Below are 24,942 nucleotides of genomic sequence, written 5' to 3' on the forward strand. Positions count from 1 at the left end.
TGCGGGTCGATGCGCGCTTCTTGGTCGCGAAGCGCACTTCTTGATACGCGCTTCGCCATCCATCTCAACATTTCCCGGGAACAGTGGGATGCTCGGGTGGCCGAGCGAGGAGGGGTGGGGCCGGTGGAGGCGCCTGGGCAGACCGACGACCGGTCGCTTCACCAGCGGGTCGTCGGCGGGGACGAGAGCGCCTTGGGCGAGGTGCACGACCGGCTGTACTCGCTGGTGCTGGGACTCGCGCTGCGGGTCACGCGCGACCGCGTGATCGCCGAGGACATCGTCCAGGAGGTCTTCGTCACCTTCTGGGAGCGCCCGCTGGCCTTCGACCCCGACCGCGGCTCGCTGCGCTCGTGGCTCGCGACGATCGCCCACCGCCGCGCCGTCGACCACGTACGTACCGAGGAGCGCCACCGGGTCTCCGCCCTCGGCCCCCGTCTCGCCGAGCCCGAGCCGAGCCCGCTCGAAGACTGGGTCCTCGCCGCCGACGAGGTCGCCCGGGTGCGGCTCGCGGTCAGCCGGCTTCCCCGAGGCCTGCGCGAGGCCATCGAACTCGCGTACTACCGTGGCCGTACCTACCGCCAGGCGGCGGAGGATCTCGGCCTGCCGGAGGGAACCGTCAAGTCCCGCATCCGCCTGGGCCTTCGCAGGCTCGCCGACGAGCTTGCCGAGAAGGAGGTGTGACGGTGGATCGCCACCCGGCGCTCGGCGAGGAGATCCCCGGCCCCTCCGACCCGTACACGCGCCTGAGCCTCGACATGATGGCCGAGGCCGGTGACGCGCCGCCTCCCGGTGCCCTGACGCGGCTGCTCGCCGCCGCGCGCTCCGCCCGCCGCCCGGCCGTCACCACCGGGTTCGTCGCCTCGTACGCGGGCCGGGTCGCCGCCATGGACGCCCTGCTCGCCTCGGCCTCGCCCGCCGACTGGGCGCGCGAGATCGTCGAGGGCTGGACGCTCCAGCAGCTCGTGGCCCACCTGGCCGCCACCGACAGCCTGGTCGCCGCCGCGATCGGCGCCCCGGTGGCCGGTCCGCCGCTGGCCGCCAACGACACCCTGGGCCGCACCGCCGACATGATCGCCTTCGCGGACGGCCTGCCGCCCGAGCGCGTCCGTGCCGAGTGGCGTGCCCAGGCGGAGGCGATCTGCGAGTCCGCGGCCAAGATGGAGCCCGCCACGCCGGTCGACCCTGGGGGCATGAGCTTCCCGGTGTCCGACCACCTGCTGGCCCGCATGCTGGAGACCTGGATCCACACCGACGACGCCGCCACGGTGGTCGGGCTGCCCCTGCCCCGGCCGCTCGCCGAGCACCTGCACCCGACGGCCGACTTCTGCGCGCGGCTGCTCCCGTGGACGATGCTGCTCTCCGGCGTCGACGGCGGAGGCCGGGCGATACGGCTCACGCTGACGGGGCCGGGAGGCGGCGCCTGGTACGTTCCGCTCGACGTCACCCGCGTCGCCGTGCCCGACGACGGCTCACCCGCGCACGCCGACCTCACCTGTGACGTCGTGGAGTTCTGCTTTCTCCTCGGCGGGCGCGGCACCCCTGGCACGATCCCGGTGAAGGTGACGGGCGACGCCGCCCTGGCCCGCGACGTGCTGGAGGCCTCGCCCGCGCTGTCGGGGCCCTGACGGCGGGTTTCCTCCTTTCGGAGGATCGGACTACCGGGAACATCGCGCTAGATTCATTGACATGAACGATCCGGGTGGTATGCGCGCCTCGGACGCCGAGCGCGAGGCCGTGGTGGAACAGCTCAGAGAGGCCTCCGTCGAGGGGCGCCTGACGCTGTCGGAGCTGACCGAGCGCACCGAGGCCGCCTACCTCGCCACCAACCACGCCGAGCTGGCCCAGCTCACGAGCGACCTGCCGGGCGCCGCCGGCGCCCAGCCGTTCCCCGCGAGCGCCCCCGCCGCCTCGGCCCCCAGGCCCGGCGTGGCCAGGCGCTGGTACGTCGCGGTCATGGGCGACACCAAGCGGCGCGGCAAGTGGCGCGTCGACCAGGAGGTCGGCGCGGTCGCGGTGATGGGCGACGTGACGCTCGACCTCCGCGAGGCCGAGGTGCGCTCCAACGAGGTCGACATCGTCGCCACGGCGGTGATGGGCAGCGTGAAGATCATCGTTCCCGACGGCGTGGAGGTCGACCTGAGCGGCGTCGCCGTCATGGGCGACAGGAAGGTCGACGTCCTGGAGGCCCCGCCAGGGCAGAACGTCCCGGTGATCCGGGTGCGGGCGTACGTCCTGATGGGCGACGTCAAGGTCGTGGGCGACTCCCGCGCCAAGCCGATCAAGCGGGCGCGGGCCGCCTGGAGCGAATGGGCGGGGGAGAGGCGGCGGGACGCCCGCGAGGAGCTGCGCGGCTTCCACGCGCAGCGGCACGAGCTTCACCGGGCCCAGCATGACGCGTTGCGGGAGCAGCGCCACGAGTGGCGCGAGCAGCGCCAGCAGGTCCGCCAGGCCCGCAGGGACGCCCGCCGGGGCGGCCCCCCGCTTCCCCCGCTGCCCCCGCTTCCCCCGCTTCCCCCCGAGCCGCCGTACCCGCCGCGCCCGTAGCGCCTCAGTCGGTTGGTCGATCGTGGACGCCGGGGCACCCCGCGGGTGAGGGGCGGGTCAGTCGTCCAGGACCGCCAGGTCGAGCCGGTGGAGGCGCGCGGGGTCGGTGATCACCTCGAACGCGGCGATCCTGTCTCCCTCGATCGCGATGGTGAGGGCGATGAGCAGCCGTCCACGGGGGGCCACGACGACCCCCACGGCCCCGTTCACGAGCGCCGGTTCGGCGAACCGCGAATGCCGCGCGAAGACCACGGCCTCCTCCGCCACGGTCCGCGCGCCGCGGATCTCCGCCGTGCCGCCGGCGGGCAGGGCGGCGCGGTCGGCCCGGCGTACGACGTCGGGGGCCAGCACCGCGAGAAGCGCGTTCATGTCGCCACCACGCGAGGCGGCGAGGAAGGCGTCCACCACGTGCCGGTGCCGGGCCGGCTCGGCGCCGGACACCGCGGCCGTACCCCGCACCCGGTGGCGGGCGCGGCTGGCGAGCTTCTTCGCGGCGACCGGCGAGCGTCCCACGATGGGGGCGATCTGGTCGAACGGCACCGCGAACATGTCGTGGAGCACGAACGCGACGCGCTCGTCGGGCGCCAGCCTGTCCAGCACCACGAGCAGAGCGCGGCCGACCGAGTCGGCCAGCAGCGCCTCGTGCTCGGGGTCGCCCCCCTCGCCGGGGTCCGAGGCCAGGTCGGGCCCCGGCTGCCCGGCGGGTTCCTCCGGTCGTGACCTTCGGGACCGCAGTATGTCGAGGCACACCCGGGAGACGACCGTGGTCAGCCATCCCGCGAGGTTCTCGACTCCGCTGAGGTCGGCGCGGCTGAGCCGGGGCCACACCTCCTGGACGGCGTCCTCGGCCTCGGTGAGCGAGCCCAGCATCCGGTAGGCGACCCCCCGCAGGTGGCCGCGATGCGTCTCAAATCGTTCCGCCAGCCGGTCATGCTCGTCCATCGGTCACCTTTCCCCGCCGCGCTCCGTCATGTTCATGACGCATACGACGCGCCCTGAGTGACCGGAGGCCGCCCGCTCGGGTCGATCGTGCCATCGGTCACCATTCCAGGTCGCGTTCCGTCATGTCGGTGAGAGCAGAGACGATCGACGAGGAGATCGGCATGTCCGTGATGATGATTCGCTACCAGGTGGCGGAAGACGGTGTCGAGGATATCGCCGGCGCGGTCGAGGCGGCGTTCGCGGCCCTCGCGTCGCGGCGGCCGGAGGGCCTCCGGTACTCCTACTACCGGGCGGCCGGCGGCACCGAGTTCGTCGCGATGCTGGAGCTGGACGAGGGGGTCGAGAACCCCCTGCCCGGCATGGGAGTGGCGCAGGAGCTCCGGGCGACCGTGGCCAAGTGGATCGTGGGGGAGCCCCCGGCGCCGCAGACGCTCGACGTGCTCGGCTCGTACGCGGGCTGATCAGACCGCGGCGGCGGCCGCTTCGGCGCTCTGGACGGCCTTGCGAAGGGCCTTCGGCACCGGAGCCACCACCTCCGACAGCTCGTCGCTCCGGTCGCGGACGGCGCGCCACTGGGAGCGGGGCCGGACGGTCCTGAGCTTCACCGCCGCCGCGAGGGCCGCGAGCCCGGCGTCCCTGGGGTCGAGCCGCGACGCGGGCCGACCGGGCCGCAGCGCCGTGGAGGCCATGGTGACCAGCTGCTTCACCACGCGGGTGTCGCGGACGGTCACCTTGGCCGTGGGGAAGAGGCCGAGGAGGCGGCCGTGCTCCACACGGATCCAGCCGCCGGACTCCAGCCGGTCGCGCACCTCCCGCGCGGCGGCGCCCGAGCCCTTGCTCACCCAGTGCTGCCAGGTGCGCCGCCGCGAGCCCGCGACCTGCTGGAGCACGCCGTCGAGCAGGGGGTCGGCCACCGCCGGGGTGCGCGCGACCGGCCCGCCGGTCGCGTCGGCGAGGTGGCCCTGGATCAGCAGCTCGGCCAGGATGCCCGCGCGCACCAGGTAGCCGAGATGCCAGCGCTCGGCCGTCCGCCCCCGCTCGGTGTCGTAGGCGAGCAGATAGACCCGCTCGTGCAGGAACTCAGGTACGTCCACCGTTCACTCCTCTCCGTTGCCGTCACGTGTGCCGCCGTCGCCGGCGCCACGGCCGTCGTGTACCTCGCCGCCGTCACCGCCGGGGCTCTCGTCGTCTTTGGGGGGACGGCCGCGCCGGGGCATGCGCCCCACGTCGCCGGGGAGCCGGCCCGCGTTCGCGAGGGCCCGGCGGAGCAGGAACTCGATCTGCGCGTTCGTGCTCCGCAGCTCGTCCCCCGCCCACCGGGTGATCGCGTCGTGGACGGCCGGATCAAGCCGCAGAAGGATCTTCTTCCGCTCGGTCACTGGTAAAGGGAGCCGGTGTTGACGACCGGCTGCACATCCCTGTCGCCGCACAGCACGACGAGCAGGTTGCTCACCATCGTCGCCTTCCGCTCGTCGTCGAGGTTGACCACGTCCGCCGCGTCGAGCCGGTGCAGGGCCGCCTCCACCATGCCGACCGCACCCTCCACGATCTGCCGCCTGGCCGCGACCACCGCGCCTGCCTGCTGGCGTCGCAGCATGGCCTGGGCGATCTCCGGGGCGTACGAAAGGCGGGTGATCCGCGACTCGATGACCTTGACCCCGGCCGACGCGACGCGCGCGGCGATCTCGGTCGACAGCCTGCCGGTGATCTCGTCGGCGTTGTCGCGGAGCGAGAGCTGGCCGCTGTCGTGGGAGTCGTACGGATAGCTGCCCGCGATGTGGCGGACCGCCGTCTCGGTCTGGATGGAGACGAACTCCACGAAGTCATCCACCTCGAACACCGCCTTCGCGGTGTCCTCCACCTGCCACACCACGACCGCCGCCATCTCGATCGGGTTGCCCTCGGCGTCGTTGACCTTGGCGACGCCGGTCTCGTGGTTGCGGATCCTGGTCGAGATCTTCCGCTTCTGGGTGAACGGGACGACCCAGCGCAGCCCGTCGGTGCGCACCGTGCCGAGGTAGCGGCCGAGGAGCTGCACGACCCTCGCCTCGCCGGGGGCGATCGCCATCATGCCCGCGAGCAGCAGGACCGCCACCAGCAGCAGGAGGAGCCCCACCGGTACCAGGCCGGCGGACCCGCCCTCGTTCGCCTGGTACAGCATCAGGACGCCCGCGATCGCCATGATCAGGGCGAGACCGAGCATGGGCCAGCCGGACAAGCTGAGCGGACGCCGCTCACTCACCTGCGGAGCCGGCATCTCCACAGCCACCTCACCGATCTTCTCCACCGCTGCCACCATCCCTCGGGGGTTGTCATCTACAAGCACAACCATAGCAAAGTGATATCACTTTACAAGCCCTCATCTGGAGCCGATGTGGCGGGTGGTCGACCCTCGGCTTTAGGCTTGACTAAAGGTTTAGGCAGAGCTAATGTTGACTCACTGGAAGCGACAGCACGAGAGCGAGCTCGCCATGGCCCTACGACGTCAGGCGGACCGGTCCGCCTTCGAGGAGCGCCGGTCGGCGGAGCCCGGAGGGCTCGCCCAGGAGATCACCGACGAGATCTCGTGGTACATGCGGCAGCACAAGATCTCCCGTGCCGACCTCGCCGCCCTCATGGGCGTGTCGGCGGGCCGCGTGAGCCAGATCCTGTCCGGTGACGAGAATCTGACGTTGCGCACGGTGAGCGCGGTGGTGGAGGCACTCGGCACGCGGTTCGAGTTCAGCCTGAACGCCATCGCGGAGTCCGCTGAGCTTCTCGACGACCGGTGAGGAGTCCCGGCCGTTCACGGATGCGACCGTGCCTTCGCCACCTCGAGTACGGCCGGGTCGTAGCGCGCGAGCGACCGCAGCCCGCACCGGTACGCCGAGTCGAGCAGGCGCATCAGCTCGCGCTCCGCATCGTGGACGAGCACCCCGTGCAGCCGGGCGAAGTCATTGAGATACCGCTGGTAGCGGGTCTTCCTGGTGACCGGAGAGCTGCTGAGCGCGGTGACCACCTTCGACTTGCCCGCACCGTCCTCGATGAGCGCCGCGACGTCCAGACGCCGTTCTATCGCCTGCAGCCGGCTCTGGACGCGTTCCCTGCGCCGCTCGTCCGCCGACATCCGCTGGCGAATGCGCTCGTGGTAGTGCTCCGCGGCCATGCTCAGCTGGTGCGTGCTCCAGGTGTCGTCCACCCGGCTCTCGCACCAGACCTCGCGATCCTCCGCCATCGCCTGGTGTAATCGCTCCAGCAGCGAGGCGAGCCAGAACGTCATCACTTCTTGTCCGAGCGAGCGGCGCCCGTCCTGGCGCTGGCGCATGTACCCCAGCCAGAGCCCACTAGGTGCGACGAGGCCGACCAGCGCGCGGAGCTCGTCGTTCAGCCCCGTCACCACCAGGGCGACAAGGGTCGTGGCCAGTGCCGTGAGGGTGATCACCACCAGGGCGAGCCATCGACTGCTCGGCCCGAACGGCCGGCCGAGGCGCTGACACCGCAGGATGAGGAAGACGGTCGCCGAGATCATGGCCAGTACGAAGGTGATGCCATGACCCGCGGCACCTTCCAGCATGGAGCCGCCTCTCGTAGACGCCGGCTCCCATGGTCCCACGCGGATCGCGGATCGACCAAGCACTCGTTCAGGCAGCGGGTGGTGCCCGATCGACGATCACCGTGACCCTGCCCGCCGGCGTCGCCGGCGGCACCTACACCGGCACCATCACCCACTGGTTCGCCTAGAGATCTCTCCCGGTGGCGCTCCATTCCCGGCGCGAACGGCGCCTTCGCTGGACGAGCAGGCCCGTGGCCGTCGTGAGCGCCCACAGGACGACGCCGATGACGAGCACCGCCATGGGGAGGTGGCTCGTGTCCGGCTCCGCTTTGATCGCTCGCGCCGTCCCCACGGCGGCGGGGAACCGGATGGTCGCTTCGGCGGCGCGTTTCGTCAGCCCGCTCTGGAGACGGACGCGGGCGCGCCACGGACCATCGGGGACCTGCTCACTGAGGACCACGGTGACGGATCCGATGTTCCCGGGAGCGAGCGTGGTGCCGGTCTCGACCTTGAACGGGCCCGCGCTGAGGTTCGCGGGGCCGTTCGACAGTCTCATGTCGCCGCTCAGGTCCAGCGCGCGGCCTCCGGTGTTGTGCACCTGCGCCAGGACGACCTGCCGGCCGTCCGCCGTCCGCTCGGCGGTCAGCGAGTCGATGGTGAAGGAGGACGCCGGCGGGTTGCCGGGGCCGACGGACAGGTAGATCCGGACACCGACCCGGTTGACCTCGGAGACGCCTCCTCCAGGCGGCGGGGCCTTGACCGCCTCGGCCCAGATCACCGCGTAGCGCTCACCGGGGGCGGCGTCGCGCGGCACGGCGATGGTCGCTGTGACCATCGAGCGGGCATGCGGCGCCATGGCGACCTTGGACTGGTCCGTGGTGGTCCAGGTGGAAAGCTCGTTGGGCGTGCGACCTGGGGCGAACTGGAATCTCCTATCGCGGATCGCCCCCGCTGCCGTGTAGAGCGAAAGAGTCCTGGGCGAATCGGTCGCGTTGGACACCTCGACCCGCCGGTGGATGACGGAACCCGGCGCCAGGTGATCGATGATGTAGCACCAGGCCCGCGAATTCGCGCGCGCGTCGACGGGCGCGTCGACCAGGCGTATCCCGATGCTCTTTCCGGAGGATCCCGCCGCTCCCGGCGCCGGCCCGTCGAGCGTGCCGGCGGCCGGGGCGAGCGCCCCGGCCGCCAGCAGCCCCAAAGCGAGGTGACGAAGAGGCACGATTGCCGCCGGCTCCGGTCAGGCGACCGAATGGGTGACGGTGCCGGTGTACGTTCCGGCGACGGTCGCGGCCGGGATCGTCACGGTGAGCGTCGGATCCCAGGTGGCGGTGTTGTTACCCGTGAGCGCGGTACCGGTGAACGCGACGCGCGGCACATTGATGATCCCGCCGGGACCGGGTGTGAAGGTGCCCGTGCCCGTCGTGGCGGTGGCGGGCCCGGGGGAGTAGCTGACGTTGATGTCCGGGATGGTCTCGGGCCCCGTGGCCCCGCCGGTGGTGAAGTCGGTGCCGATGACGGTCGCGGTCCAGGAGCCGTTCAGGGTGCCGCGCAGGTCGGTCACCGTGACGGGACCGATCTGCCCCGAGATGCTCGCGGAGCCGGATGCCACCGAGCCGATGTTCGCCGACGCCGGTGCGCTGATCGTGAGGCCGGCGCTCGTGATCGCGAACGTGACGGTGGTGTCGACGGCCATGGCGGGCAGGGCGGTCGCCGCGACAAGGCCGAGGCCGGCAGCCGCGGCGATCAGGTAAAACGGTTTACGCATGTTCGGATCCAATGCTCAGGTGGATGAGAGAGGCGATGCGAAGTCCGAACACTTGACCCAACAGAACTAGGACCCCGACATACCATCACGCCTCGTAGTAGATGATAACCCTGCGTAGCCGCATTAAGATCAACGGCACGGCACGTACGGGCGCTGAAACGCCTTTCCCTGGCAATGAAACAAGCCCCCGTCGCGGGCTTCCTCGCCCCGGAGACAAGGCCCCTGGTCGCACGCGGACGCGGGTTCGTGACCTTCAGCGTGGACTACCGCCAGTACACCGGCGCCATCGCCGCGCTCAGCGGCCGCTTCGAGGCGGAGGTGGTCGACGTCACCGTCGAACCTGCTCACCGCGATGCGGACGACCTACGACGCGCTTAAGGTCGACTGTTCCCTGGTGCTGGTGCTGGTGCTGGTGCTGGTGCTGGTGCTGGTGCTGGTGCCCGTCGAGCGGCGAGGTGCGTCGTAGTATGCGGGTCAGTCGAGGTTGTTCCGCTGCCGGACGAGATTTGCGATCGCCAGGATCTTCGGTCGGCCGGTGGCCTTGAAGGAGAGTCCGTGGCGGAAGATCTCGGGGATCCAGTACTGATCCTCCTCTCGGAAGACAACGCCGTTGGAGGCAAGGATTTCCAGGTTCTGGCTTGACAGATCGACCTGCTCGGGTATGAAAGGAATCCTCTTCTTGTCCGAGGGAAGGCCATCCAGGTGGCTGAGAAGCTCACCTACCTGAGGACTCTCCTCCCTGATGGCGCGAATCTTGTCCAGGCTGCATTGAACCAGTGCTCTTCTCATTGCGGCAGGTGCCAGCAGGCGGGTTGGCCAGCGGCTGTCATCCATCGAAAAGGCTGCTGACTCTCTGAGGAAGGTCACGATGTCACGCGCCTGGATCTGCTCGTTGAAGTCGGAGAGCGCTGCCAGGAACCACCCGTCCGAGCGGGCCTCGCGGGACTTGGGAGATCCCATCTTCTCTCCCCAGAGAGGATGCAGCATCGTGCTGAGATCCTGGTTCTTCGCTGTAGCCACTTCTTCGGGTGTGAATTCGGGAACTGCTCCGGAACGTTGCGCCACCCAAAGTGCGAGTCGCAGGGCTTCGAAGTGGTTCCACTTGAGCTCGTAGTCGCGGTATCGGGCGAAGAACTGCTTGTCGTTCTGTCGGATCGCCGACTGGACAAGGTCGCGCCGGACGAAGATGACCAGCCCGAGTGGCCGGCCGCGAAGGCTACGCAGCCAGTCGAGACAGTCGATGAGAAGGACGCGGAGCGCCTGCCGCTGGGCGTCGCTCTCGATGAGATCTTGAAGAAGATCTTCAAGCCCGTCGAAGAGGAAGATCCGGGTGTTCGCGGAGCTGAAATCGACGAGTTTCTGCTCCACGTCCTCGGGGGACGCGTCGATCCCCACGGCTCGGGCCATGCAAGTCAACCAGATCCGGCGCCACTGTGAGTTCGTCAGTTCCGCACGCAGGGCGCCGTCGATCAGGTCACGCAGTTCGAGCTGGGTTGCCGGCTCGGCGGCCTGAGAGGCGGAGGCGTCTTGCTGGATCTTGCTTAGCCGCTCACGGGCGGAGTCGCTGAGGTTTTTGGACACGAGCACCGGTGCCAGGAGCGCGTCCAGGCTCACGCCCTCGACACCGACATCGACTGCGTAGTCACGCCACGTCTTCCGAAAGCACATCTGGAGCTGGGTGAAGGTCTTGCCCGAACCTTTGGCTCCGGTGACCACGCACAGCGGCGGTTCGGTCCGGTGAGAGACAAGCATGTTCCGCAAGGACTCGGTCGGCAGGAATTGGGCGTCGTCCGCCGTCTCGGCATACGCCAGCCGCCCCGAGAACTCGCTCAAGGTCCGGCGCCGGGCAGTTAGCTCGTCGTTGTCCACCGCGACGGGCTGCGAAGTCGCGGCGTCCTCCCTGTTGGCGACGCTCGGCTCCTGGGGCGGTGTGAGCCCTTCGATGAGCGGTTCGAGCGTCTCCGCGAGTTGCTGACGCCGGACCAGATCCACAACGGCTTCCCAGGAAGCGGGCAGTGCCAGAAGCCGATCCTGGAACACGCTGAAGATGGGCTCCAGCGTGACGTCCCGGTCTACGGTCCGATCTTCGCCTTCCTGCGTGACCGGTTCGAGCGTCCTGGAAATCATGTCACGGAGCAATGTCGCCGCCTCGGTCGCCAGTTCGCGATGGCCCTCTTCGCGGAACTGAGTGATCACGGCTGCGCTCGCTGGATCGTCAGCCCGTGTCGGCGCCCGCCGGCCGAGTTCCTGGATGGTGCGAAGAGTCCCGTACAGCGACTGGTTGCTGACGGTTGTGACGAAGATGCGCTGGACGCGCGGGTCGAGCAGGACGGGGGCCGCTAGCTCGCTGCTGCCCGCGCGCAGGTCGATCAGAACCGTCCGCGCTCCGAGTTGGTCGGCGAGTTCGGCGAGGGACTCGGTCAGGAAGTAGATCGACCGATCCGGGGTCAGCAGGTCGGTGGGTTCGAGCCGCGGTGGGCCGATTTCCCATAGCGAATGGCGGGTGGGCATGACGATCACACCGCCGATCATCTGGTTCGGTAGGTAGGCCGCGCCCAGTTTCACCGCATCGTCGGGACGGCCGTCATCGGATGAATGGAGTAGCGCGAGGAAATCCTCATAGCCGAAATCGACGCGCCTCCCGTGCGCGCTGAACATCCAACTGATCCCTGGCGCCTCTAGATCGGCGTCGACTAGGAGCACTCGATCGCCGCGCTGGGCGATGGCGTCGGCGAGCGCCACTCCGTGCAGGGTTCGCCCCACCCCTCCTTTGAAGGAGTGCATGGCGGCGACTCGAACATGGCCCGGAAACGGTGTCTCCGGACGAGGAAGAGGTTCGCCGAGGCTACGGACGACGCGCCGTTCTCTCCATCGAGGCTCCCGCCGGGGTACTACGAGCTCTCGCTGGCACACCGAAATCGGTAGCAGCCTGGCGGAGGGGCGCCCGGGAACGTCGTCGAGTCGGAGAACGGTCTCCCCTTCGTGCGAAATCGTCGACCCCACCCCGAAGGCGTCGTTTATCCATGACAGGGCCTCTTGGGGTGAGGCGTCAGGGGCGATCGTCACATCGAGGCCGTCCCAGAAGGCGTCACACTCGTGAAGCCAATCCGGCCATAGCCCGTTGGCCGCGAGGGCTGCGAGATGGGCGTCCACATCGACCCAGGTGTAGATGTGCTCGGGAGCTTTGATCTCCTGCTCGGGCATGATCACGCTTTCAATTCTCGCTGACACCAGACCAGAAGCTCACGCAACACGGCAAGGGCCTGCCTCTCGTGATCTTTCTTGAGAGGCTGACCGTATCTCCACGCCTGGTGGAGATCTTTGAAGGCCACCTCTCGCCGTTCCTTCTGGCTCGTGGAGGAGCGCATGCTCTCACAGAGTTGCAGCGGAAGGCGAAGTTCCTTGGCGAGGAGCTTCAGGTCATGACTTCTGAGGTGCTCGGGCAACTGGGACGTGGATTTCAGCCCTAGCCGATCGAGGATCGCCGCCTTAAGCCCGCACTCGGTGCCGTAGAAGAGCAGTAACGCCGCTGGGGCACCCTCCTTCACGGCGCTTGATGCGTCTCGGTGAGCGGCGAAGCTTGCACGAAGCTGGTTTCTGCCAACATCTACGGACACGACGCGTGATCCTAACGAAGCTTACCGTCGCATGTGCTTCTCTGGCAGATTCCGGTCTGCGCCGATCATTGTCGGCGGGGTCGGGCGTATCAGGATCGAGGCCACGTCGCTGGGAGTGCGCCAGGACCGGGCCGGCGGTAGCGACCCCCGCGCCCGCAGCGGAGAAGAAAGAGGGCGCGGTCCGTGGACCGCGCCCTCGGGGGCGGGAGCCCCGGGTAAGCCTGTGCTCGCTCTCATGGCTCCCTCTATGCACCCCGGCCACGCGGCGATCCACCGTGATTTCCCCAAGCCTCGGTCCACCCCACAGAGGCCCTGGTAGGACCTCGCCGCGCAGTGCGGTGATTTCTTCACCTGCCGGCGAGCTGGAACCAGACCACGCGTCCGGTGGCGGTCTCGTACCAGCCCCAGGTCGTCGCCACCTCCTGGAGCAGCCAGAGGCCGCGCCCGCCGCCGCTGTCGGGACAGGTCTCCAGGCACAGTGTGGGCCGGTTCTCCGACGAGCCCGCGTCGACCACGTCGATGTGGAGCGTCCCGTCGTGGTCGGCGACGGCGATGGTGACCCAACCGGCCGGGCAACGTCCCGAGTCGGAGTACCGCACCGCGTTGGTGACGAGTTCGGTGACGAGCAGCAACGCGTCGTCGGTCTGCGGGTGATCGGTGCCTCCCAGTAATTCCCGCACGCAGCGCCTGGCTCTCGGGACGGCAGTGACCCGCGCGGGCACAACGACCCGTCCCAGCAGGCCGAGCGCCTTCACCGGCTCACCTTCGCGATGCGCCGGGAGAGGTCGCGTGCCCAGGCCCGCACCCGTCGGGTCGACGCGGGCATCGATCCGCTCACCCCCGACTTTCTCGCGTGTCTCGGCCGCCCGGGAGGCACGAAGACCTCCAAGCTCGCCCGCCGCCCGGGAGGAAGCCGAACGACGGAGTCGAACCCCAGGTCGTTCAACTCCGAAGCCAGTTCGACGAGGTGGACCTGCCATCGGGCATCGCGCACATTCATGATCCCCTGCACCCTTTCGCCGATGAAGCCGACGACCATGGCGCTGTAGCGATCCATGACCGAGCGGTCACGCTGGGTGCTCAGTCTGCATGACCGGTGAGCCTTCGGCAACAGGAATCAGAATGAACATAGTGCAGATTGATGAACGAAGATCGATTCGACATACTGCGATGGCCATCACGGAGAGGAGCGACATGAGCGCCCAGCGAAGCCCTTCGGTACGCACCCGTCGTCTCGCTGCGGAACTCGCACGCCTCCGCAAGGAAGCAGGGCTGACGAGGGATCAGGTGGCCGAGCACGCAGGCTGCTCACCTGTCACGATCACTCGGATCGAATCGGCCGCGAGTGCCGCCACGGTGGGCCTTGTGGCCTTGATGCTCGAACTCTATGGGGTAGCCGACGAGCGTCGGGACGCGCTCACGCAACTCGCGCGCGATGCGCGGAAGCGTGGGTGGTGGTACAAGGTGTCCGAGGCCATCCCGGAGTGGGTGCAAAGCTACGTAGGCCTGGAAGAGGAGGCTTCCACCTTTCAGGAGTACCAACCAGAGTTCGTGCCCGGGCTACTACAGACCGAGGAGTACGCCAGAGCCGTCATGCGGTCCGCGCCCGTGCTGCCGCCGCACGAGGAACTTGAGCGACGGCTGTCGATTCGGATGAAGCGCCAGGAGCGAGTGTTGGAGCGGGAACATCCGCCGAAGATATGGTTAATAATCAACGAGGCGGTGGTTCGCCGTACGGTGGGGGAACCCAAGACGATGCGCGATCAGCTCCAACGGCTGATTGATCTCTCTCAGAGGAACCACTTCACGATCCAGGTCCTGCCTTTCGCGGCCGGAGTTCATCCCGCGATGGATGGCGGGTTTACGATCTTGAGTTTTCCCAAACCCGCCGATCCGGATACCGTGTACGTTGAGTATTGGCAGGGAAGCGTCTATTTGGAGGATCCATCCGAAGTAGACGCTTACGTTCTGCTCTTCAACCACTTGCGTGCTCTGTCGCTTGGCCCGGATCCGACTCGGAACTTGATCGCGCAGGTGATGCGGGAAATATGAGTGGATGGAGAGGCACGCCTATGAGGGATCTTTCCCAGGTCATCTGGCGTAAGTCCAGCCGGAGTAACGCTAATGGCGGGCAATGTGTGGAGGTCGGCAGGACAGGCTCAGACCGTCTCGTCCGAGTACGTGACTCCAAAGATCCCGGCGGTCCGATTCTGGTCTTCGCCTGGGCAGAATGGGATGCTTTCCTTGATGGCGTCAGGCGCGGGAGGTTGGATGAGCCGGTCGGCCGTCACTAGCGCAACTCCTTTTCAACCCGGGAGTGACCCGGTCGGAGATGTGGACCACCGGATCTCGCATCCGATCGGCGTTGTTAGCGTTGAAGCTGGTAGGGGCCGCAAGTGTTGAGGCTGTCGTGGGCCGTCACGCGGAGCCTGAATAGGACAGCTGAAACCTATCCTGCGGGAAATCAAGGACCAGGCGTTTCGTTTTGGATGGCTGCCTGGCCTTCGACCATCAAGGGCGGCTTCTCTTCGTGCCGATCCCGAAACCGCTTGGCCGGCCTCAGTAACGCTGCCTGGTTTCAGGCGCGAGCCGGGGCGCACGTGCCGGCCCGGAACGCCCGTACGCCCTCTGCGTAGCGTTCGAGCAGGACGGTGACCAGCTCGGGGGCGGGGCCGAGGGGGTCGGCCACGGTGGAGGCGCCGGCTCGCAGGGTGTTCCCGCGGACCTTGTCGGCGAAGTACCCGGAGGCGAGCAGGTAAGGCGCGACCACGACCCTGGCCGGACGGGCCGTACGGGGTGTGACGGCTGGACCGGGCGTGCGGGCGTGCAGGAGGCTCAGCGTGGCGTCCTCGGGGGTGGGGGAGGCGGCGGAGGCGTAGGCGGGGGTGACCGAATGCCAGCCGCGTGAGCGTGCCCAGGCGCGGGCCAGGCCGGCGATCACCGCGTTGGCCCGGCGGTCGCTGGAGCCCGCCGAGACCAGGACCACGGCGGTGCCGGGGTCGCCGATCTCCACCCCGGCCTCCGCGAGCCGCCGCTCCAGGGCCGTGATCAGCAGCGGGTGCGGCCCGAGGGTGGCTCCCTGGTGGACGCGGAGCCGTGGACGGCCCGCCCGCGCCTCCCCGAGCGCGGAGGGGATGTCGACGCGGCTGTGGTACGCCTCGGTGAGCAGCAGGGGCAGCACCACGGCCTCGTCCAGGCCTGAGAGCGCCTCGCCGAGCGACGGACGGGAATGGTCGAGGTAGGCCGCGTGCACCGGGATGCCCGGGCGCGCGAGCCGTACCTCGTCGAGTAGGGCCTCCACCGTGGCGGACGCGCGCGGGTCACGCGACCCGTGCGCCACCGCCACCAGCGGCGGGAAGTGGCCGTGGACGGGGGTCAGAGGTGGATGCCGCATTCGGTCTTGCCCAGCCCGGCCCAGCGGCCGCTGCGCGGGTCCTCGCCGGGGGCGACCTGCCGGGTGCAGGGCGCGCAGCCGATCGAGGGGTAGCCGTCGTAGTGCAGCGGGTTGATGAGGACGCCGTTGTCGGCCATGTAGTTGTCGACGTCGTCCTGGGTCCAGCGCGCGATGGGGTTGACCTTGACCATCTGGCGCTTGGCGTCCCACTCGACGACCTTGGTGTTCGCGCGCGTCGGCGACTCGTCGCGCCGGATGCCGGAGATCCAGGAGAGGTACGGCTCCAGGGCGCGGTTCAGCGGCTCCACCTTGCGCAGGTAGCAGCACAGGTCGGGGTTGCGGCCGTTCAGCCGCGGGCCCAGCTCGCGATCTTGCTCGGCGACCGTGCGCGACGGCCTGATGTTGATCACGTTCACGTCGTACACCTGCTGCACGGCGTCACGGGTGCCGATCGTCTCGGCGAAGTGGTAGCCCGTGTCGATGAACAGCACGTCGACGCCCGGCTTCACCCGGCTGACGAGGTCGATCAGCAGCGCGTCGCTCATCGAGGAGGTGAGGCACAGCCGGTCGCCGAAGGTCGCCGCCGCCCAGCGGATGATCTCCCGCGCGGAGGCCTCCTCCAGGAACTCCGCCGCGGAGTCGACGATGCTCCGGAGGTCGAGCACGCCGCGCTGGCGTTCCAACCCGGTTTCGATCTCCACCAGTGTCATGGCTTGCTCACCAATCCTCGTTCGTCAGTGGATGCGGGCGCCGCCGGGCCGCCGGTCATGAGCGCACGCCGATGCCGAGAAACTTCAGCTTGAAGGCGCGGGCGCACGAGCGGCAGTACCAGCCGCCGTCGCCCTCATAGGGTTCGAGGTCCTCGTCGCCGCAGTAAGGGCAGTGGAAGGGGACCGCGCGCTCGGTCACGCGTGCCCCCCTTCCAGCGGGCTCTGGCCGGAGCTCACTTGAGGTCCGCCTCCTCTGCCCGCTGGACCCACTCGGAGAAGCTCTCCGCGTCGTTCTTCTGGCTCTGGAAGTTCTTCAGGACGCGCTCGACGTAGTCGGGAAGCTCGGCGGCGGTCGCCTTGAGCCCCCGGACCTTGCGGCCGAAGCCGGGGTTCACGCCCAGAGAGCCCCCCAGGTGGATCTGGAAGCCCTCCACCTGGGCGCCGCTCGCGTCGGTGATGAGCTGGCCCTTGAGGCCGATGTCCGCGACCTGGATGCGGGCACAGGAGTTCGGGCAGCCGTTGACGTTGATGGTCAGGGGGTCGGTGAAGCCGGGAAGGCGGCGCTCCAGCTCGTCGATGAGGTCGGAGGCGAGCCCCTTGGTCTCGACGATCGCCAGCTTGCAGTACTCGATGCCGGTGCAGGCCATCGTCTGGCGGCGGAACGTGCTGGGGTTGACCTGCAGGTCGGCGGCCTCGAGGTCGGCGACGACGCCGTCCACCTTGTCGGGCGCCACGTCCAGGATGACCATCTTCTGCTCGACGGTCGTGCGGACGCGGTCGGAGCCGTACCGCTCGGCGATGTCGGCGATCAGGTTGAGCCGGTCGCCGTCGAGCCGCCCGACCTTGGGGGCGAAGCCGACGTAGAAGTTGCCGTCCTTCTGCCTGTGCACGCCCACGTGGTCGCGGCGCCCGCCCCGCGGCGCCTCGGGCGCGGGCCCGTCGGGCAGCGGGTAGCCGAGGTACTCCTTCTCGAGGACCTCGCGGAACCGCTCGGCCCCCCAGTCGTTGACCAGGAACTTGATGCGCGCGCGGTGGCGGAGCCTGCGGTAGCCGTAGTCGCGGAAGATGCCGATGACCCCGGCCCAGACCTCGTGCACCTGCTCGGGGCGGACGAAGGCGCCGAGCCGCTTGCCCAGCATGGGGTTGGTGGACAGGCCGCCGCCCACCCACAGGTCGAAGCCCTTCTCGCCGTGCTCGCCGGCCACTCCGACGAACGCGATGTCGTTGATCTCGTGGACCGTGCAGTGCGCCGGGCAGCCGCTCATCGCCGACTTGAACTTGCGGGGGAGGTTCGAGAACGCCTTGTCGCCGATGTAGCGCGAGACGGTGTCCTCGATCTGCGGGGTGGCGTCGATGACCTCCTCGGCGTCGATGCCGGCCAGCGGGCAGCCGAGCATGACGCGCGGGGTGTCGCCGCAGGCCTCCATGGTCGACAGCCCGACGGCCTCCAGCGCCTCCCAGATCGCGGGAACCGACTCGACCTCGATCCAGTGGAGCTGGATGTTCTGCCGGTCGGTGACGTCGGCCGTGCCCCGCGCGTACCTGTTGGCGATGTCGGCGATCGTGCGGAGCTGGGCCAGGCTGAGCTGCCCGCCGTCGATGCGGACCCGGAGCATGAAGTAGCGGTCGTCGAGCTCCTCCGGCTCCAGGATCGCGGTCTTGCCTCCGTCGATGCCCGGCTTGCGCTGGGTGTAGAGACCGAACCAGCGGAACCGCCCGCGCAGGTCGGCGGGGTCGATCGAGTCGAACCCCTGCTTCGAGTAGACGTCGATGATCCGCTGACGGACGTTGAGCCCGTCGTCGTTCTTCTTGTTCTCCTCGTTCTTGTTCAGCGGCTCACGGTAACCGAGAGCCCACTGGCCTTCGCCTCGCGGGCGCTTGTGGTGGCGGTTCGCAGGCCTGGGCGGGCTGGTCATGGTGCGTCCTTTGCCGAGAATGGTCATCAGGTCACACGCACGCGGAACAGGCCTGCCTCCCGGCTCGACGGCGAGTGCGGGGGCACAAAAAAAGGACGCCTGTCACGCGCCCGTGCTGGCAGAAGTCAACAGGGAGCGAAGATCAACGGGCGTCAATACAGATGGCACTGCGGACACGCAGGAGGTCGACGTGCCTTCGCACGACGAGAAGCGGGTCCACTGGCATGGCCCAAACGATACCCCTCGCGTGCCGGATGTCCAATATCGGGTCCACAGTTTGGACATCAGGCGTGCTCAGCCCTGGCTCGGCCAGACGAGCGAGGGCTCGCGGGGCTCGTCCGGAGGCCGGTGCTGGCAGTCGCACCAGGAGCCGCCCGGGCACTCGTCATGCCGATCGTCCTTGCATTCCTCGCAGATCACATCCCCATTTTCCTCCTGTTCCTTCTAGAACATGACTCGGTTACGCTGGCGCGAGCCCCTCGTAACGCGGAGGTGTCATGGGCGTCTCCATGTCCGAGCTGATCAACGATCTCCGGGCGGAGAGCGCGGAGCTGACGGCCATGATCCGTGGTCTGGACGCGGCCGACTGGGCGCGTCCCACCCCGGCCGAGGGGTGGGACGTACAGGACCAGATCAGCCACCTCGCGTGGTTCGACGACGCCGCCACCACGGCCGCGACCGACCCCGGCGGCTTCCGCGCGGCGCTGCCCGCCCTGATGGCCAGGGGCGACTCGGCGGTGGACGAGATCGCCGCCGCCGCGCGCAGCCTGTCGCCGGAGCAGGTCCTCGACTGGTTCGCGACCGCCCGCGCCCGCAGCCTGGACGCCTTCGAGAAGCTCGACCCCCGGGTACGGCTGCCGTGGTACGGGCCGGACATGTCGGCCGCCTCCTTCGTCACCGCGCGCCTGATGGAGACCTGGGCGCACGGGCAGGACGTGGCCGACGCGCTAGAGGTCGCGCGCGTGCCCACCGCGCGGCTCCGGCATGTGGCCCTGCTCGGCGCGCGGGCCATGCCGTACGGCTTCGCCATGCGGGGGATGGACCCGCCGGCCGATCCCGTGCGGGTCGAGCTCACGCTCCCGGACGGCACGCCGTGGAGCCACGGCCCGGAGGACGCCGGCGACCTGGTGCGGGGCCCGGCGCTCGACTTCTGCCTGCTGGTCACCCAGCGCTGCAACCTCGCCGACACCGGCCTTTCCGTGCGGGGCCGGACGGCGACCGCGTGGATGTCGGTCGCCCAGGCGTTCGCCGGACCGCCGGGCGGCGGCCGTCCGGCAGGCCAGTCCAGGGCTCTCACCTCGTAAGAACTCATGAGACTGTTTTTGACGACCCCATGACCTAGTCCGGGATGATTTGCACCGAATGGCTATTATGGGGGGTTGCAAACGCCTCCCCCGGTAGAACACCGGCGTATGGGGTACACGCCACGAACGGAGATCGTCACAGGGTGGGGTCGTGGTAGAGCCGTGTTGCGAATACCTTTGGATGCCATGACGTCCACCGACGCTCCGACCAGGTCGTCCGGCCCCCGAGGGCGGATGCCTCGCTGGAGGTTGGTCAGGGCCAGGGCCAGGAAGAACGCCACGGCAGGCCTGTCCGCGGTCCAGGGCTCCAGGACCTGGAGGTCCGTCCAGGGGTCGCGCATGTGGGCGCTGGCCCGCGCGACGACGGTGGCCGGGTTCAACTACCGCGTGACCGGTCTCGCGGGCGAGGCCGCGTTCTTCGCCCTGCTGTCGCTCCCCCCGTTCGTCCTCGGGCTGATCGGCCTCCTCGGCCACCTGAGCGGCATCCTCGGCTCGGGCACCGTGGCCGAGACCCGGGGGTGGGTGCTGGAGCAGGCGCACCTGCTGTTCACCGGCAACACCGTCGACCGCGTGGTGCAGCCCCTGCTCGACGACGTGCTGAGGGGCGGCCAGGTCTCGCTGATCTCCGTGGGCTTCCTGCTCGCGCTGTGGTCGGGCTCGCGTGCCCTGTTCGTCTACGTCGACCTGATCTCCATCGCCTACGGCCTGGGGGAGACCCGGGGCATCATCCGCACCCGCATCCTGTCGTTCGGGCTCTACATCGCCGCCCTGGTGATCGGCCTGATCGTGATACCGGTGCTGGTGATCGGGCCCACGCTGTTGTCGGGGGCGCTCCCGCAATACAGCGGGCTGGTAGGGGTCCTGTACTGGCCGGTGGTGGTCGTCGGGTCGGTGATCGTGCTCACCCTGCTGTACCACGTCAGCGTGGCCGTACGGACGCGCTGGTGGCGCGAGATGCCCGGAGCGCTGTTGGCGCTGCTCATCTGGATCGTCTGCGCGGCGGTCCTGCGCGAGGTGCTGGCGGCCTGGTTCACGCCGCTGTCCATCTACGGCTCGCTGGCCGCCCCTATCGCGGTGCTGCTGTGGCTCTACATCACGGCGCTGGCGGTGCTCATCGGCGCCACGCTCAACGCGGAGTTCGACCGCCTGTGGCCCGACGGAACAAGCCGAAACGGTGAGTCCGCTATCGTCTAACGCGACGTGACCGGCGTGTCTGGGTGGGTTACCACCAGGGAGCGAAAGGGTCGGAGGCCGAGCGCCTGGGTCTTCGCCAGATGCCAACGAAGGGTAGGGCCATGAGTTCTCTTTCGGACGTCGACCCGGAGATCGCCGAGCTGATCAGGGCGGAGGAACGCCGCCAGGCGGACACCGTCAAGCTGATCGCCTCGGAGAACTACGTCTCCAGGGCCGTTCTCGAAGCCACCGGCAGCGTGCTGACGAACAAGTACTCCGAGGGCTACGCCGGCAAGCGTTACTACGAAGGCCAGCAGGTCATCGACCAGGTCGAGACCCTGGCCGTCGACCGCGCCAAGTCGCTGTTCGGCGTGAACCACGCCAACGTCCAGCCGTACTCCGGCTCGCCGGCCAACCTCGCGATCTACCTGGCGTTCCTCAACCCGGGTGACACCGTCATGGGCATGGGCCTGCCCTTCGGCGGCCACCTGACCCACGGCTGGTCGGTCTCCGCCACCGGCAAGTGGTTCAACCCGGTCAGGTACGGCGTGCGCAAGGACACCGGCCGCATCGACATGGACGAGGTGCGCTCCGTCGCCCTGGAGCACCGCCCCAAGCTGATCTTCTGCGGCGGCACCGCGATCCCGCGCACGATCGACTTCCCGGCCTTCGCCGAGGTCGCCCGCGAGGTCGGCGCCATCCTCGCGGCCGACATCGCCCACATCGCGGGCCTGGTCGCGGGCGGCGCGCACCCCTCGCCTGTGGGTCACGCCGACGTCATCTCCACCACCACGCACAAGACGCTGCGCGGCCCGCGCGGCGCCATGCTGATGGCCACCTCGGAGGAGCACGCCAAGGCCCTGAACAAGGCCGTGTTCCCCGGCCTCCAGGGCGGTCCGCACAACCACACCACGGCCGCGATCGCCGTCGCGCTCCGTGAGGCCGCGACCGACGACTTCAAGGCGTACGCCCGGCAGGTGGTCGCCAACGCCAAGGCGCTGGCCGACGAGCTGTCGAGCCGCGGCTTCGACCTGGTCTCGGGTGGCACCGACAACCACCTCATCCTGATCGACCTGACGTCCAAGGGCGCCGCGGGCAAGCCGGCCGCGCAGGCGCTCGACCGCGCCGGTCTGGAGACCAACTACAACACCGTGCCGTTCGACCCGCGCAAGCCGTTCGACCCGTCCGGCCTGCGCATCGGCACACCGTCGGTCACGAGCCGCGGCATGGGCGAGGCCGAGATGCGCCAGATCGGCGCCTGGATGGACGAGGTGGTCACCGCGATCGCCAAGGGCGACGCGGACGAGGTCATCGCGCGCGTCCACGGGGAGGTCAGCGAGCTGACCGGCAAGTTCCCCGCGCCTGGCCTGAGCTGACCCGCGAGCCCCTGCGGGCACGCCCGGCCTGAGCTGACCGGCGGGCCCCCGCGGGGCGTCCGGCACCGGCCGGGCCCCGCGGGGCGTCCGGTACCGGCCGACCGGTCAGGCAGTGCCGTGTGCCAGGGGAAAAATGTGTTGCCCGCGACGGCCGGGCCCGCGATAAAGTGGGCCCGGCTTCGCCGCTTCTGAGAGAAGCGGCCGTGAACGACCGGGAGGTGAGGAAGATGCGGGTCTTTTGGAGATCACCCATGTCCATTTCCTCCCGGGCGCCGCTCACGCGCTGAAGCCGCCAGGCGCCCGGTTCTCGAAGGGTGCCTGAGTTGACCACTCTCGGTCATGATCTTTTCTCTCTCGGCTGGAACGAGTCCCTCGCCGCCGATCTTCCGGGCGGCGCCGTCCCCGCCCGGGTGGCCCGCGTCGACCGCGGCGCCGCCGACGTCATCACCATCGACGGCCACCACCACGCCCAGTACGCCGCCCGGCTGCGGCGGGCGACGGTGAACGACCCCGTGGCCCTGCCCTGCGTGGGCGACTGGGCCGCGCTCACCATGCTCGCGGAGGGCCGCTACGAGCTCGACGCGATCCTGCCGAGGCGCACCGCCTTCGTGCGCGGCGGCGTCAGCCGCGACTCGCGGGGCGGCCTGTCCGGCGACTCGCGCGGGCAGGTGCTGGCCGCGAACGTCGACGTGGTCTTCGTCGCCGAGCCGGCGATGCACGCCGGCGACTTCGCCGATCTCGGCCGCGTGGAGCGGCTCCTCGCCCTGGCCTGGGAGAGCGGGGCCCGGCCGGTCGTGATCATCACCAAGTCCGACCTGGTCGGGCAGCACCTCCCCGGGCTGCTCGACGACGTGGCGGCGGTCGCGCCGGGCGTGGACCTCCACGCCGTCTGCTCGGTGACCGGGGAGGGGGTCGAGGTGGTGCGCGGCCACCTCGACGGCTCGCGTACCGCGGTGATACTCGGGGCCTCGGGCGCCGGCAAGTCGACGCTGGTCAACGCGCTGGCAGGCGAGCAGGTGATGGAGACCCAGCAGGTGCGCGCGGGCGACGGGCGGGGCCGGCACACCACGGTGCACCGCGAGCTGATCCCGCTGTCCGGCGGCGGCCTGGTGATCGACACACCGGGCATCCGCCGCGTCGGCATGTACGAGATGAGCCAGGGCGTCGACCTGGTGTTCTCCGACATCGAGCAGCTGGCCGAGGGTTGCCGGTTCGACGACTGCGTCCACGAGAGCGAGCCCGGGTGCGCCGTCCTCGAGGCTCTGGAGTCGGGCGAGCTGCCGGAACGCAGGCTCGAGAGCTGGCGCAAGCTCCAGCGCGAGGCGGCGTGGATGGCCAGGCGCGGCGACGCCCGGCTGCGGGCCGAGGAGACCCGTAAGTGGAAGATCATCCACAAGTCCATGCGCAACCGGGGCCGCCCCTGACCGCTTGTGGTTCTGGAGGAAGGGTACGAAAGGGGCATGGGCGCTAGTCGGCGGGTGTCCCTGCCCTTCGCCGACAGGGCGGAGGCGGGCGCCCAGCTCGCCGAGATGCTGGCGGACCTCGGCCTCGCCGATCCGGTGATCCTCGCCCTGCCGCGCGGCGGCGTGGCGGTGGCGGCACCGGTCGCCGAACGGCTGGACGCGCCGCTGGACGTCCTCGTCACCCGGAAGATCGGCCACCCCGAGCAGCCAGAGCTCGGGGTGGGCGCCATCGCCGAGGGTGGGGAGCCGGTGCTCGACGCCTCGTTCCTGGCGCGCCTGAGGCTGACCGCGGAGGATGTCGCGACGATCGTCGAGCGGGAGAGGCGCGAGCTCGCGAGGCGGGTGGACGCCTACCGGGGCGAGCGCTCGCTCCCCAGGCTGGCGGGTCGGGACGTCGTCGTGGTGGACGACGGGCTCGCGACGGGCGCGACGGCCCGCGCGGCGCTGCGCGCCGTACGGGCGGGGATGCCACGGCGGCTGGTGCTCGCCGTGCCCGTGGGGTCGCCGAGGACGGTCGCGGAGCTGAGAGACGAGGCGGACGAGGTGGTCGTGATCGCCACCCCGCCCGGGTTTCACGCTGTCGGCCAGTGGTACGTGCGGTTCGACCAGCTGACGGACGCGGACGTTCTCCGCCTGCTGCGGCAGGGGCGGTGAACGAGGATCTTCGCCTGCGTAGGGGGTGGGGGGAAGGTGTGGGCGTCGCCCCGGAGGGGAATGACACCCGCATGATCATGCGGCAAATGCGGCCCTGGAGGCGTACAGGATCGGAAAAGCCGCATGATCACGGGGGAACATGCCGGTGGAGGTTCAGGCAGCGCTGATGCCGGCGCTCGCGGCACGCCGCATGCGCCGACGGCGCTCGGACGCGCGCTCGTCCTCGTTGAGCCCGCCCCACGTGCCGTACTTCTCCGGACGGGAGAGGGCGTAGTCGAGGCACTCAGCACGGACTGGGCACTGGGCGCAGATGGCCTTGGCCTTGCGCTCGCGAATGTCGCGCTCCGGCTGACGCTCGCCGTCGGGACCGAAGAACAGCACAAGGTCCTCTCCCCGGCACGCGGCGTCATCCTGCCAACCCCAGCTGGGGCGCGGGCGGGCGATCTGCCGACGTACCTGAGACATGAGAAACCACCTTAGGTGAGAGGTATTTCGTGTTTGTGCCGCATTGGACGCATATGGCGTCCCTGATTCCAACGCCGTGGTAGT

32 protein-coding genes and 1 riboswitch are annotated in these 24,942 nt (G+C 69.4%); of the genes, 14 read left to right on the plus strand and 18 right to left on the minus strand.

Going from position 1 to position 24,942, the window contains the following annotated elements; all coding sequences use genetic code 11:
- The first annotated feature begins 96 nt into the window (after positions 1-96).
- The 3 genes from ACOZ38_RS12760 to ACOZ38_RS12770 all read left to right on the plus strand — a co-directional run bounded on the left by ACOZ38_RS12760 (position 97) and on the right by ACOZ38_RS12770 (position 2,544).
- Positions 97-681, plus strand: coding sequence for a sigma-70 family RNA polymerase sigma factor (locus ACOZ38_RS12760; RefSeq protein WP_405146581.1), 585 nt, complete (start codon positions 97-99; stop codon positions 679-681).
- A gap of 2 nt (positions 682-683) precedes the next feature.
- The gene (locus ACOZ38_RS12765; RefSeq protein WP_424530606.1) at positions 684-1,625 is read left to right on the plus strand and encodes a maleylpyruvate isomerase family mycothiol-dependent enzyme; all 942 of its coding nucleotides are present in this window, start codon (positions 684-686) and stop codon (positions 1,623-1,625) included.
- A 61-nt stretch (positions 1,626-1,686) separates the two neighbouring features.
- Positions 1,687-2,544 (plus strand): DUF1707 SHOCT-like domain-containing protein, encoded by an 858-nt coding sequence (locus ACOZ38_RS12770; RefSeq protein WP_424530608.1) that lies wholly within the window; start codon positions 1,687-1,689, stop codon positions 2,542-2,544.
- 57 nt (positions 2,545-2,601) lie between these two features.
- Here ACOZ38_RS12770 and ACOZ38_RS12775 read toward each other — a convergent pair whose 3' ends face one another.
- Positions 2,602-3,486 carry a sigma-70 family RNA polymerase sigma factor gene (locus ACOZ38_RS12775; RefSeq protein ID WP_424530609.1) on the minus strand — a complete coding sequence of 295 codons (885 nt, stop codon included), beginning with the start codon at positions 3,484-3,486 and terminating at the stop codon, positions 2,602-2,604.
- Positions 3,487-3,608: 122 nt separating this feature from the next.
- Between ACOZ38_RS12775 and ACOZ38_RS12780 the strand changes: the two genes are divergently transcribed.
- The gene (locus ACOZ38_RS12780) at positions 3,609-3,947 is read left to right on the plus strand and encodes a hypothetical protein (protein ID WP_424530610.1); all 339 of its coding nucleotides are present in this window, start codon (positions 3,609-3,611) and stop codon (positions 3,945-3,947) included.
- On the opposite strand, the gene ACOZ38_RS12785 is transcribed toward ACOZ38_RS12780, so the two are convergent.
- Genes ACOZ38_RS12785 through ACOZ38_RS12795 form a run of 3 tightly spaced genes read right to left on the minus strand, consistent with a single transcriptional unit; the run spans position 3,948 to position 5,773 of the window.
- The gene (locus ACOZ38_RS12785) at positions 3,948-4,580 is read right to left on the minus strand and encodes a GOLPH3/VPS74 family protein (protein WP_424530611.1); all 633 of its coding nucleotides are present in this window, start codon (positions 4,578-4,580) and stop codon (positions 3,948-3,950) included.
- A 3-nt stretch (positions 4,581-4,583) separates the two neighbouring features.
- Complete coding sequence (locus tag ACOZ38_RS12790; RefSeq protein WP_424530612.1) at positions 4,584-4,865, minus strand: hypothetical protein; 282 nt, start codon at positions 4,863-4,865, stop codon at positions 4,584-4,586.
- Positions 4,862-5,773: an SPFH domain-containing protein gene (locus ACOZ38_RS12795; protein ID WP_424530614.1), complete on the minus strand. Its 912-nt coding sequence runs from the start codon at positions 5,771-5,773 to the stop codon at positions 4,862-4,864. The genes ACOZ38_RS12790 and ACOZ38_RS12795 overlap by 4 nt, the downstream gene beginning before the upstream one ends.
- A gap of 184 nt (positions 5,774-5,957) precedes the next feature.
- On the opposite strand from ACOZ38_RS12795, the gene ACOZ38_RS12800 reads away from it, so the two are divergent.
- The gene (locus ACOZ38_RS12800; protein ID WP_405146595.1) at positions 5,958-6,257 is read left to right on the plus strand and encodes a helix-turn-helix domain-containing protein; all 300 of its coding nucleotides are present in this window, start codon (positions 5,958-5,960) and stop codon (positions 6,255-6,257) included.
- 14 nt (positions 6,258-6,271) lie between these two features.
- On the opposite strand, the gene ACOZ38_RS12805 is transcribed toward ACOZ38_RS12800, so the two are convergent.
- Positions 6,272-7,039: a hypothetical protein gene (locus tag ACOZ38_RS12805; protein ID WP_424530616.1), complete on the minus strand. Its 768-nt coding sequence runs from the start codon at positions 7,037-7,039 to the stop codon at positions 6,272-6,274.
- Positions 7,040-7,068: 29 nt separating this feature from the next.
- Here ACOZ38_RS12805 and ACOZ38_RS12810 point away from each other — a divergent pair, with 29 nt between their 5' ends.
- Positions 7,069-7,206, plus strand: coding sequence for a hypothetical protein (locus ACOZ38_RS12810; protein WP_424530618.1), 138 nt, complete (start codon positions 7,069-7,071; stop codon positions 7,204-7,206).
- Here the strand turns inward: ACOZ38_RS12810 and ACOZ38_RS12815 are convergent.
- Together ACOZ38_RS12815 and ACOZ38_RS12820 are read right to left on the minus strand one after the other, a co-directional pair.
- The gene (locus ACOZ38_RS12815) at positions 7,203-8,240 is read right to left on the minus strand and encodes a peptidase (RefSeq protein ID WP_424530620.1); all 1,038 of its coding nucleotides are present in this window, start codon (positions 8,238-8,240) and stop codon (positions 7,203-7,205) included. The genes ACOZ38_RS12810 and ACOZ38_RS12815 overlap by 4 nt on opposite strands.
- An 18-nt stretch (positions 8,241-8,258) precedes the next feature.
- On the minus strand, positions 8,259-8,786 hold the full coding sequence (locus ACOZ38_RS12820; protein WP_424530622.1) for a hypothetical protein: 528 nt from the start codon (positions 8,784-8,786) through the stop codon (positions 8,259-8,261).
- 174 nt (positions 8,787-8,960) lie between these two features.
- Between ACOZ38_RS12820 and ACOZ38_RS12825 the strand changes: the two genes are divergently transcribed.
- Positions 8,961-9,164, plus strand: coding sequence for a hypothetical protein (locus ACOZ38_RS12825; protein WP_424530623.1), 204 nt, complete (start codon positions 8,961-8,963; stop codon positions 9,162-9,164).
- 96 nt (positions 9,165-9,260) lie between these two features.
- Here the strand turns inward: ACOZ38_RS12825 and ACOZ38_RS12830 are convergent, their stop codons facing one another.
- The 4 genes from ACOZ38_RS12830 to ACOZ38_RS12845 all read right to left on the minus strand — a co-directional run bounded on the left by ACOZ38_RS12830 (position 9,261) and on the right by ACOZ38_RS12845 (position 13,442).
- Positions 9,261-11,990 (minus strand): KGGVGR-motif variant AAA ATPase, encoded by a 2,730-nt coding sequence (locus tag ACOZ38_RS12830; protein ID WP_424536995.1) that lies wholly within the window; start codon positions 11,988-11,990, stop codon positions 9,261-9,263.
- Between the two features lie 2 nt (positions 11,991-11,992).
- A complete protein-coding gene (locus ACOZ38_RS12835; RefSeq protein WP_424530624.1) occupies positions 11,993-12,403 on the minus strand; it encodes a hypothetical protein in 411 nt (136 codons plus the stop codon).
- A 347-nt stretch (positions 12,404-12,750) separates the two neighbouring features.
- Positions 12,751-13,158, minus strand: coding sequence for an ATP-binding protein (locus tag ACOZ38_RS12840; protein ID WP_424530626.1), 408 nt, complete (start codon positions 13,156-13,158; stop codon positions 12,751-12,753).
- Positions 13,155-13,442 carry a hypothetical protein gene (locus tag ACOZ38_RS12845; RefSeq protein ID WP_424530627.1) on the minus strand — a complete coding sequence of 96 codons (288 nt, stop codon included), beginning with the start codon at positions 13,440-13,442 and terminating at the stop codon, positions 13,155-13,157. Before ACOZ38_RS12845 ends, ACOZ38_RS12840 begins: the two co-directional genes overlap by 4 nt.
- A 155-nt stretch (positions 13,443-13,597) precedes the next feature.
- Between ACOZ38_RS12845 and ACOZ38_RS12850 the strand changes: the two genes are divergently transcribed.
- Together ACOZ38_RS12850 and ACOZ38_RS12855 are read left to right on the plus strand one after the other, a co-directional pair.
- On the plus strand, positions 13,598-14,455 hold the full coding sequence (locus tag ACOZ38_RS12850; RefSeq protein ID WP_424530629.1) for a helix-turn-helix domain-containing protein: 858 nt from the start codon (positions 13,598-13,600) through the stop codon (positions 14,453-14,455).
- A gap of 20 nt (positions 14,456-14,475) precedes the next feature.
- Entirely contained in the window at positions 14,476-14,697 is a 222-nt protein-coding gene (locus ACOZ38_RS12855; RefSeq protein ID WP_424530631.1) for a DUF397 domain-containing protein, read from the plus strand.
- A 284-nt stretch (positions 14,698-14,981) separates the two neighbouring features.
- On the opposite strand, the gene ACOZ38_RS12860 is transcribed toward ACOZ38_RS12855, so the two are convergent.
- The 6 genes from ACOZ38_RS12860 to ACOZ38_RS12885 form a co-directional block, all read right to left on the minus strand.
- Positions 14,982-15,797: a sirohydrochlorin chelatase gene (locus tag ACOZ38_RS12860; protein ID WP_424530632.1), complete on the minus strand. Its 816-nt coding sequence runs from the start codon at positions 15,795-15,797 to the stop codon at positions 14,982-14,984.
- Positions 15,779-16,507, minus strand: coding sequence for a phosphoadenylyl-sulfate reductase (locus ACOZ38_RS12865; protein WP_405146604.1), 729 nt, complete (start codon positions 16,505-16,507; stop codon positions 15,779-15,781). Before ACOZ38_RS12865 ends, ACOZ38_RS12860 begins: the two co-directional genes overlap by 19 nt.
- A 55-nt stretch (positions 16,508-16,562) precedes the next feature.
- Positions 16,563-16,706: an Insertion element protein gene (locus ACOZ38_RS12870; RefSeq protein ID WP_358509928.1), complete on the minus strand. Its 144-nt coding sequence runs from the start codon at positions 16,704-16,706 to the stop codon at positions 16,563-16,565.
- A gap of 34 nt (positions 16,707-16,740) precedes the next feature.
- On the minus strand, positions 16,741-18,423 hold the full coding sequence (locus ACOZ38_RS12875; RefSeq protein WP_424530633.1) for a nitrite/sulfite reductase: 1,683 nt from the start codon (positions 18,421-18,423) through the stop codon (positions 16,741-16,743).
- Between the two features lie 142 nt (positions 18,424-18,565).
- Entirely contained in the window at positions 18,566-18,649 is an 84-nt protein-coding gene (locus ACOZ38_RS12880; RefSeq protein ID WP_405151959.1) for a putative leader peptide, read from the minus strand.
- A gap of 68 nt (positions 18,650-18,717) precedes the next feature.
- Positions 18,718-18,843, minus strand: a complete 126-nt coding sequence (locus ACOZ38_RS12885; RefSeq protein WP_424530634.1) for a hypothetical protein — start codon at positions 18,841-18,843, stop codon at positions 18,718-18,720.
- 77 nt (positions 18,844-18,920) lie between these two features.
- Here ACOZ38_RS12885 and ACOZ38_RS12890 point away from each other — a divergent pair, with 77 nt between their 5' ends.
- The 5 genes from ACOZ38_RS12890 to ACOZ38_RS12910 all read left to right on the plus strand — a co-directional run bounded on the left by ACOZ38_RS12890 (position 18,921) and on the right by ACOZ38_RS12910 (position 24,393).
- The gene (locus tag ACOZ38_RS12890) at positions 18,921-19,727 is read left to right on the plus strand and encodes a TIGR03084 family metal-binding protein (RefSeq protein WP_424530636.1); all 807 of its coding nucleotides are present in this window, start codon (positions 18,921-18,923) and stop codon (positions 19,725-19,727) included.
- A gap of 186 nt (positions 19,728-19,913) precedes the next feature.
- Positions 19,914-20,921 (plus strand): YihY/virulence factor BrkB family protein, encoded by a 1,008-nt coding sequence (locus ACOZ38_RS12895; protein WP_424530638.1) that lies wholly within the window; start codon positions 19,914-19,916, stop codon positions 20,919-20,921.
- Positions 20,918-20,999, plus strand: a riboswitch (ZMP/ZTP riboswitch). It overlaps the preceding gene by 4 nt.
- Before the next feature lie 23 nt (positions 21,000-21,022).
- On the plus strand, positions 21,023-22,276 hold the full coding sequence (glyA, locus tag ACOZ38_RS12900; protein ID WP_424530640.1) for a serine hydroxymethyltransferase: 1,254 nt from the start codon (positions 21,023-21,025) through the stop codon (positions 22,274-22,276).
- Between the two features lie 314 nt (positions 22,277-22,590).
- Positions 22,591-23,700 carry a ribosome small subunit-dependent GTPase A gene (gene rsgA, locus ACOZ38_RS12905; RefSeq protein ID WP_424530642.1) on the plus strand — a complete coding sequence of 370 codons (1,110 nt, stop codon included), beginning with the start codon at positions 22,591-22,593 and terminating at the stop codon, positions 23,698-23,700.
- Positions 23,701-23,736: 36 nt separating this feature from the next.
- Complete coding sequence (locus ACOZ38_RS12910) at positions 23,737-24,393, plus strand: phosphoribosyltransferase (RefSeq protein ID WP_424530644.1); 657 nt, start codon at positions 23,737-23,739, stop codon at positions 24,391-24,393.
- A gap of 153 nt (positions 24,394-24,546) precedes the next feature.
- Here ACOZ38_RS12910 and ACOZ38_RS12915 read toward each other — a convergent pair whose 3' ends face one another.
- Positions 24,547-24,858, minus strand: a complete 312-nt coding sequence (locus ACOZ38_RS12915) for a WhiB family transcriptional regulator (protein WP_093171423.1) — start codon at positions 24,856-24,858, stop codon at positions 24,547-24,549.
- Between the last annotated feature and the right edge of the window lie 84 nt (positions 24,859-24,942).

It is taken from the genome of Sphaerisporangium viridialbum (assembly GCF_049674955.1).
Taxonomy (GTDB): domain Bacteria; phylum Actinomycetota; class Actinomycetes; order Streptosporangiales; family Streptosporangiaceae; genus Sphaerisporangium; species Sphaerisporangium viridialbum.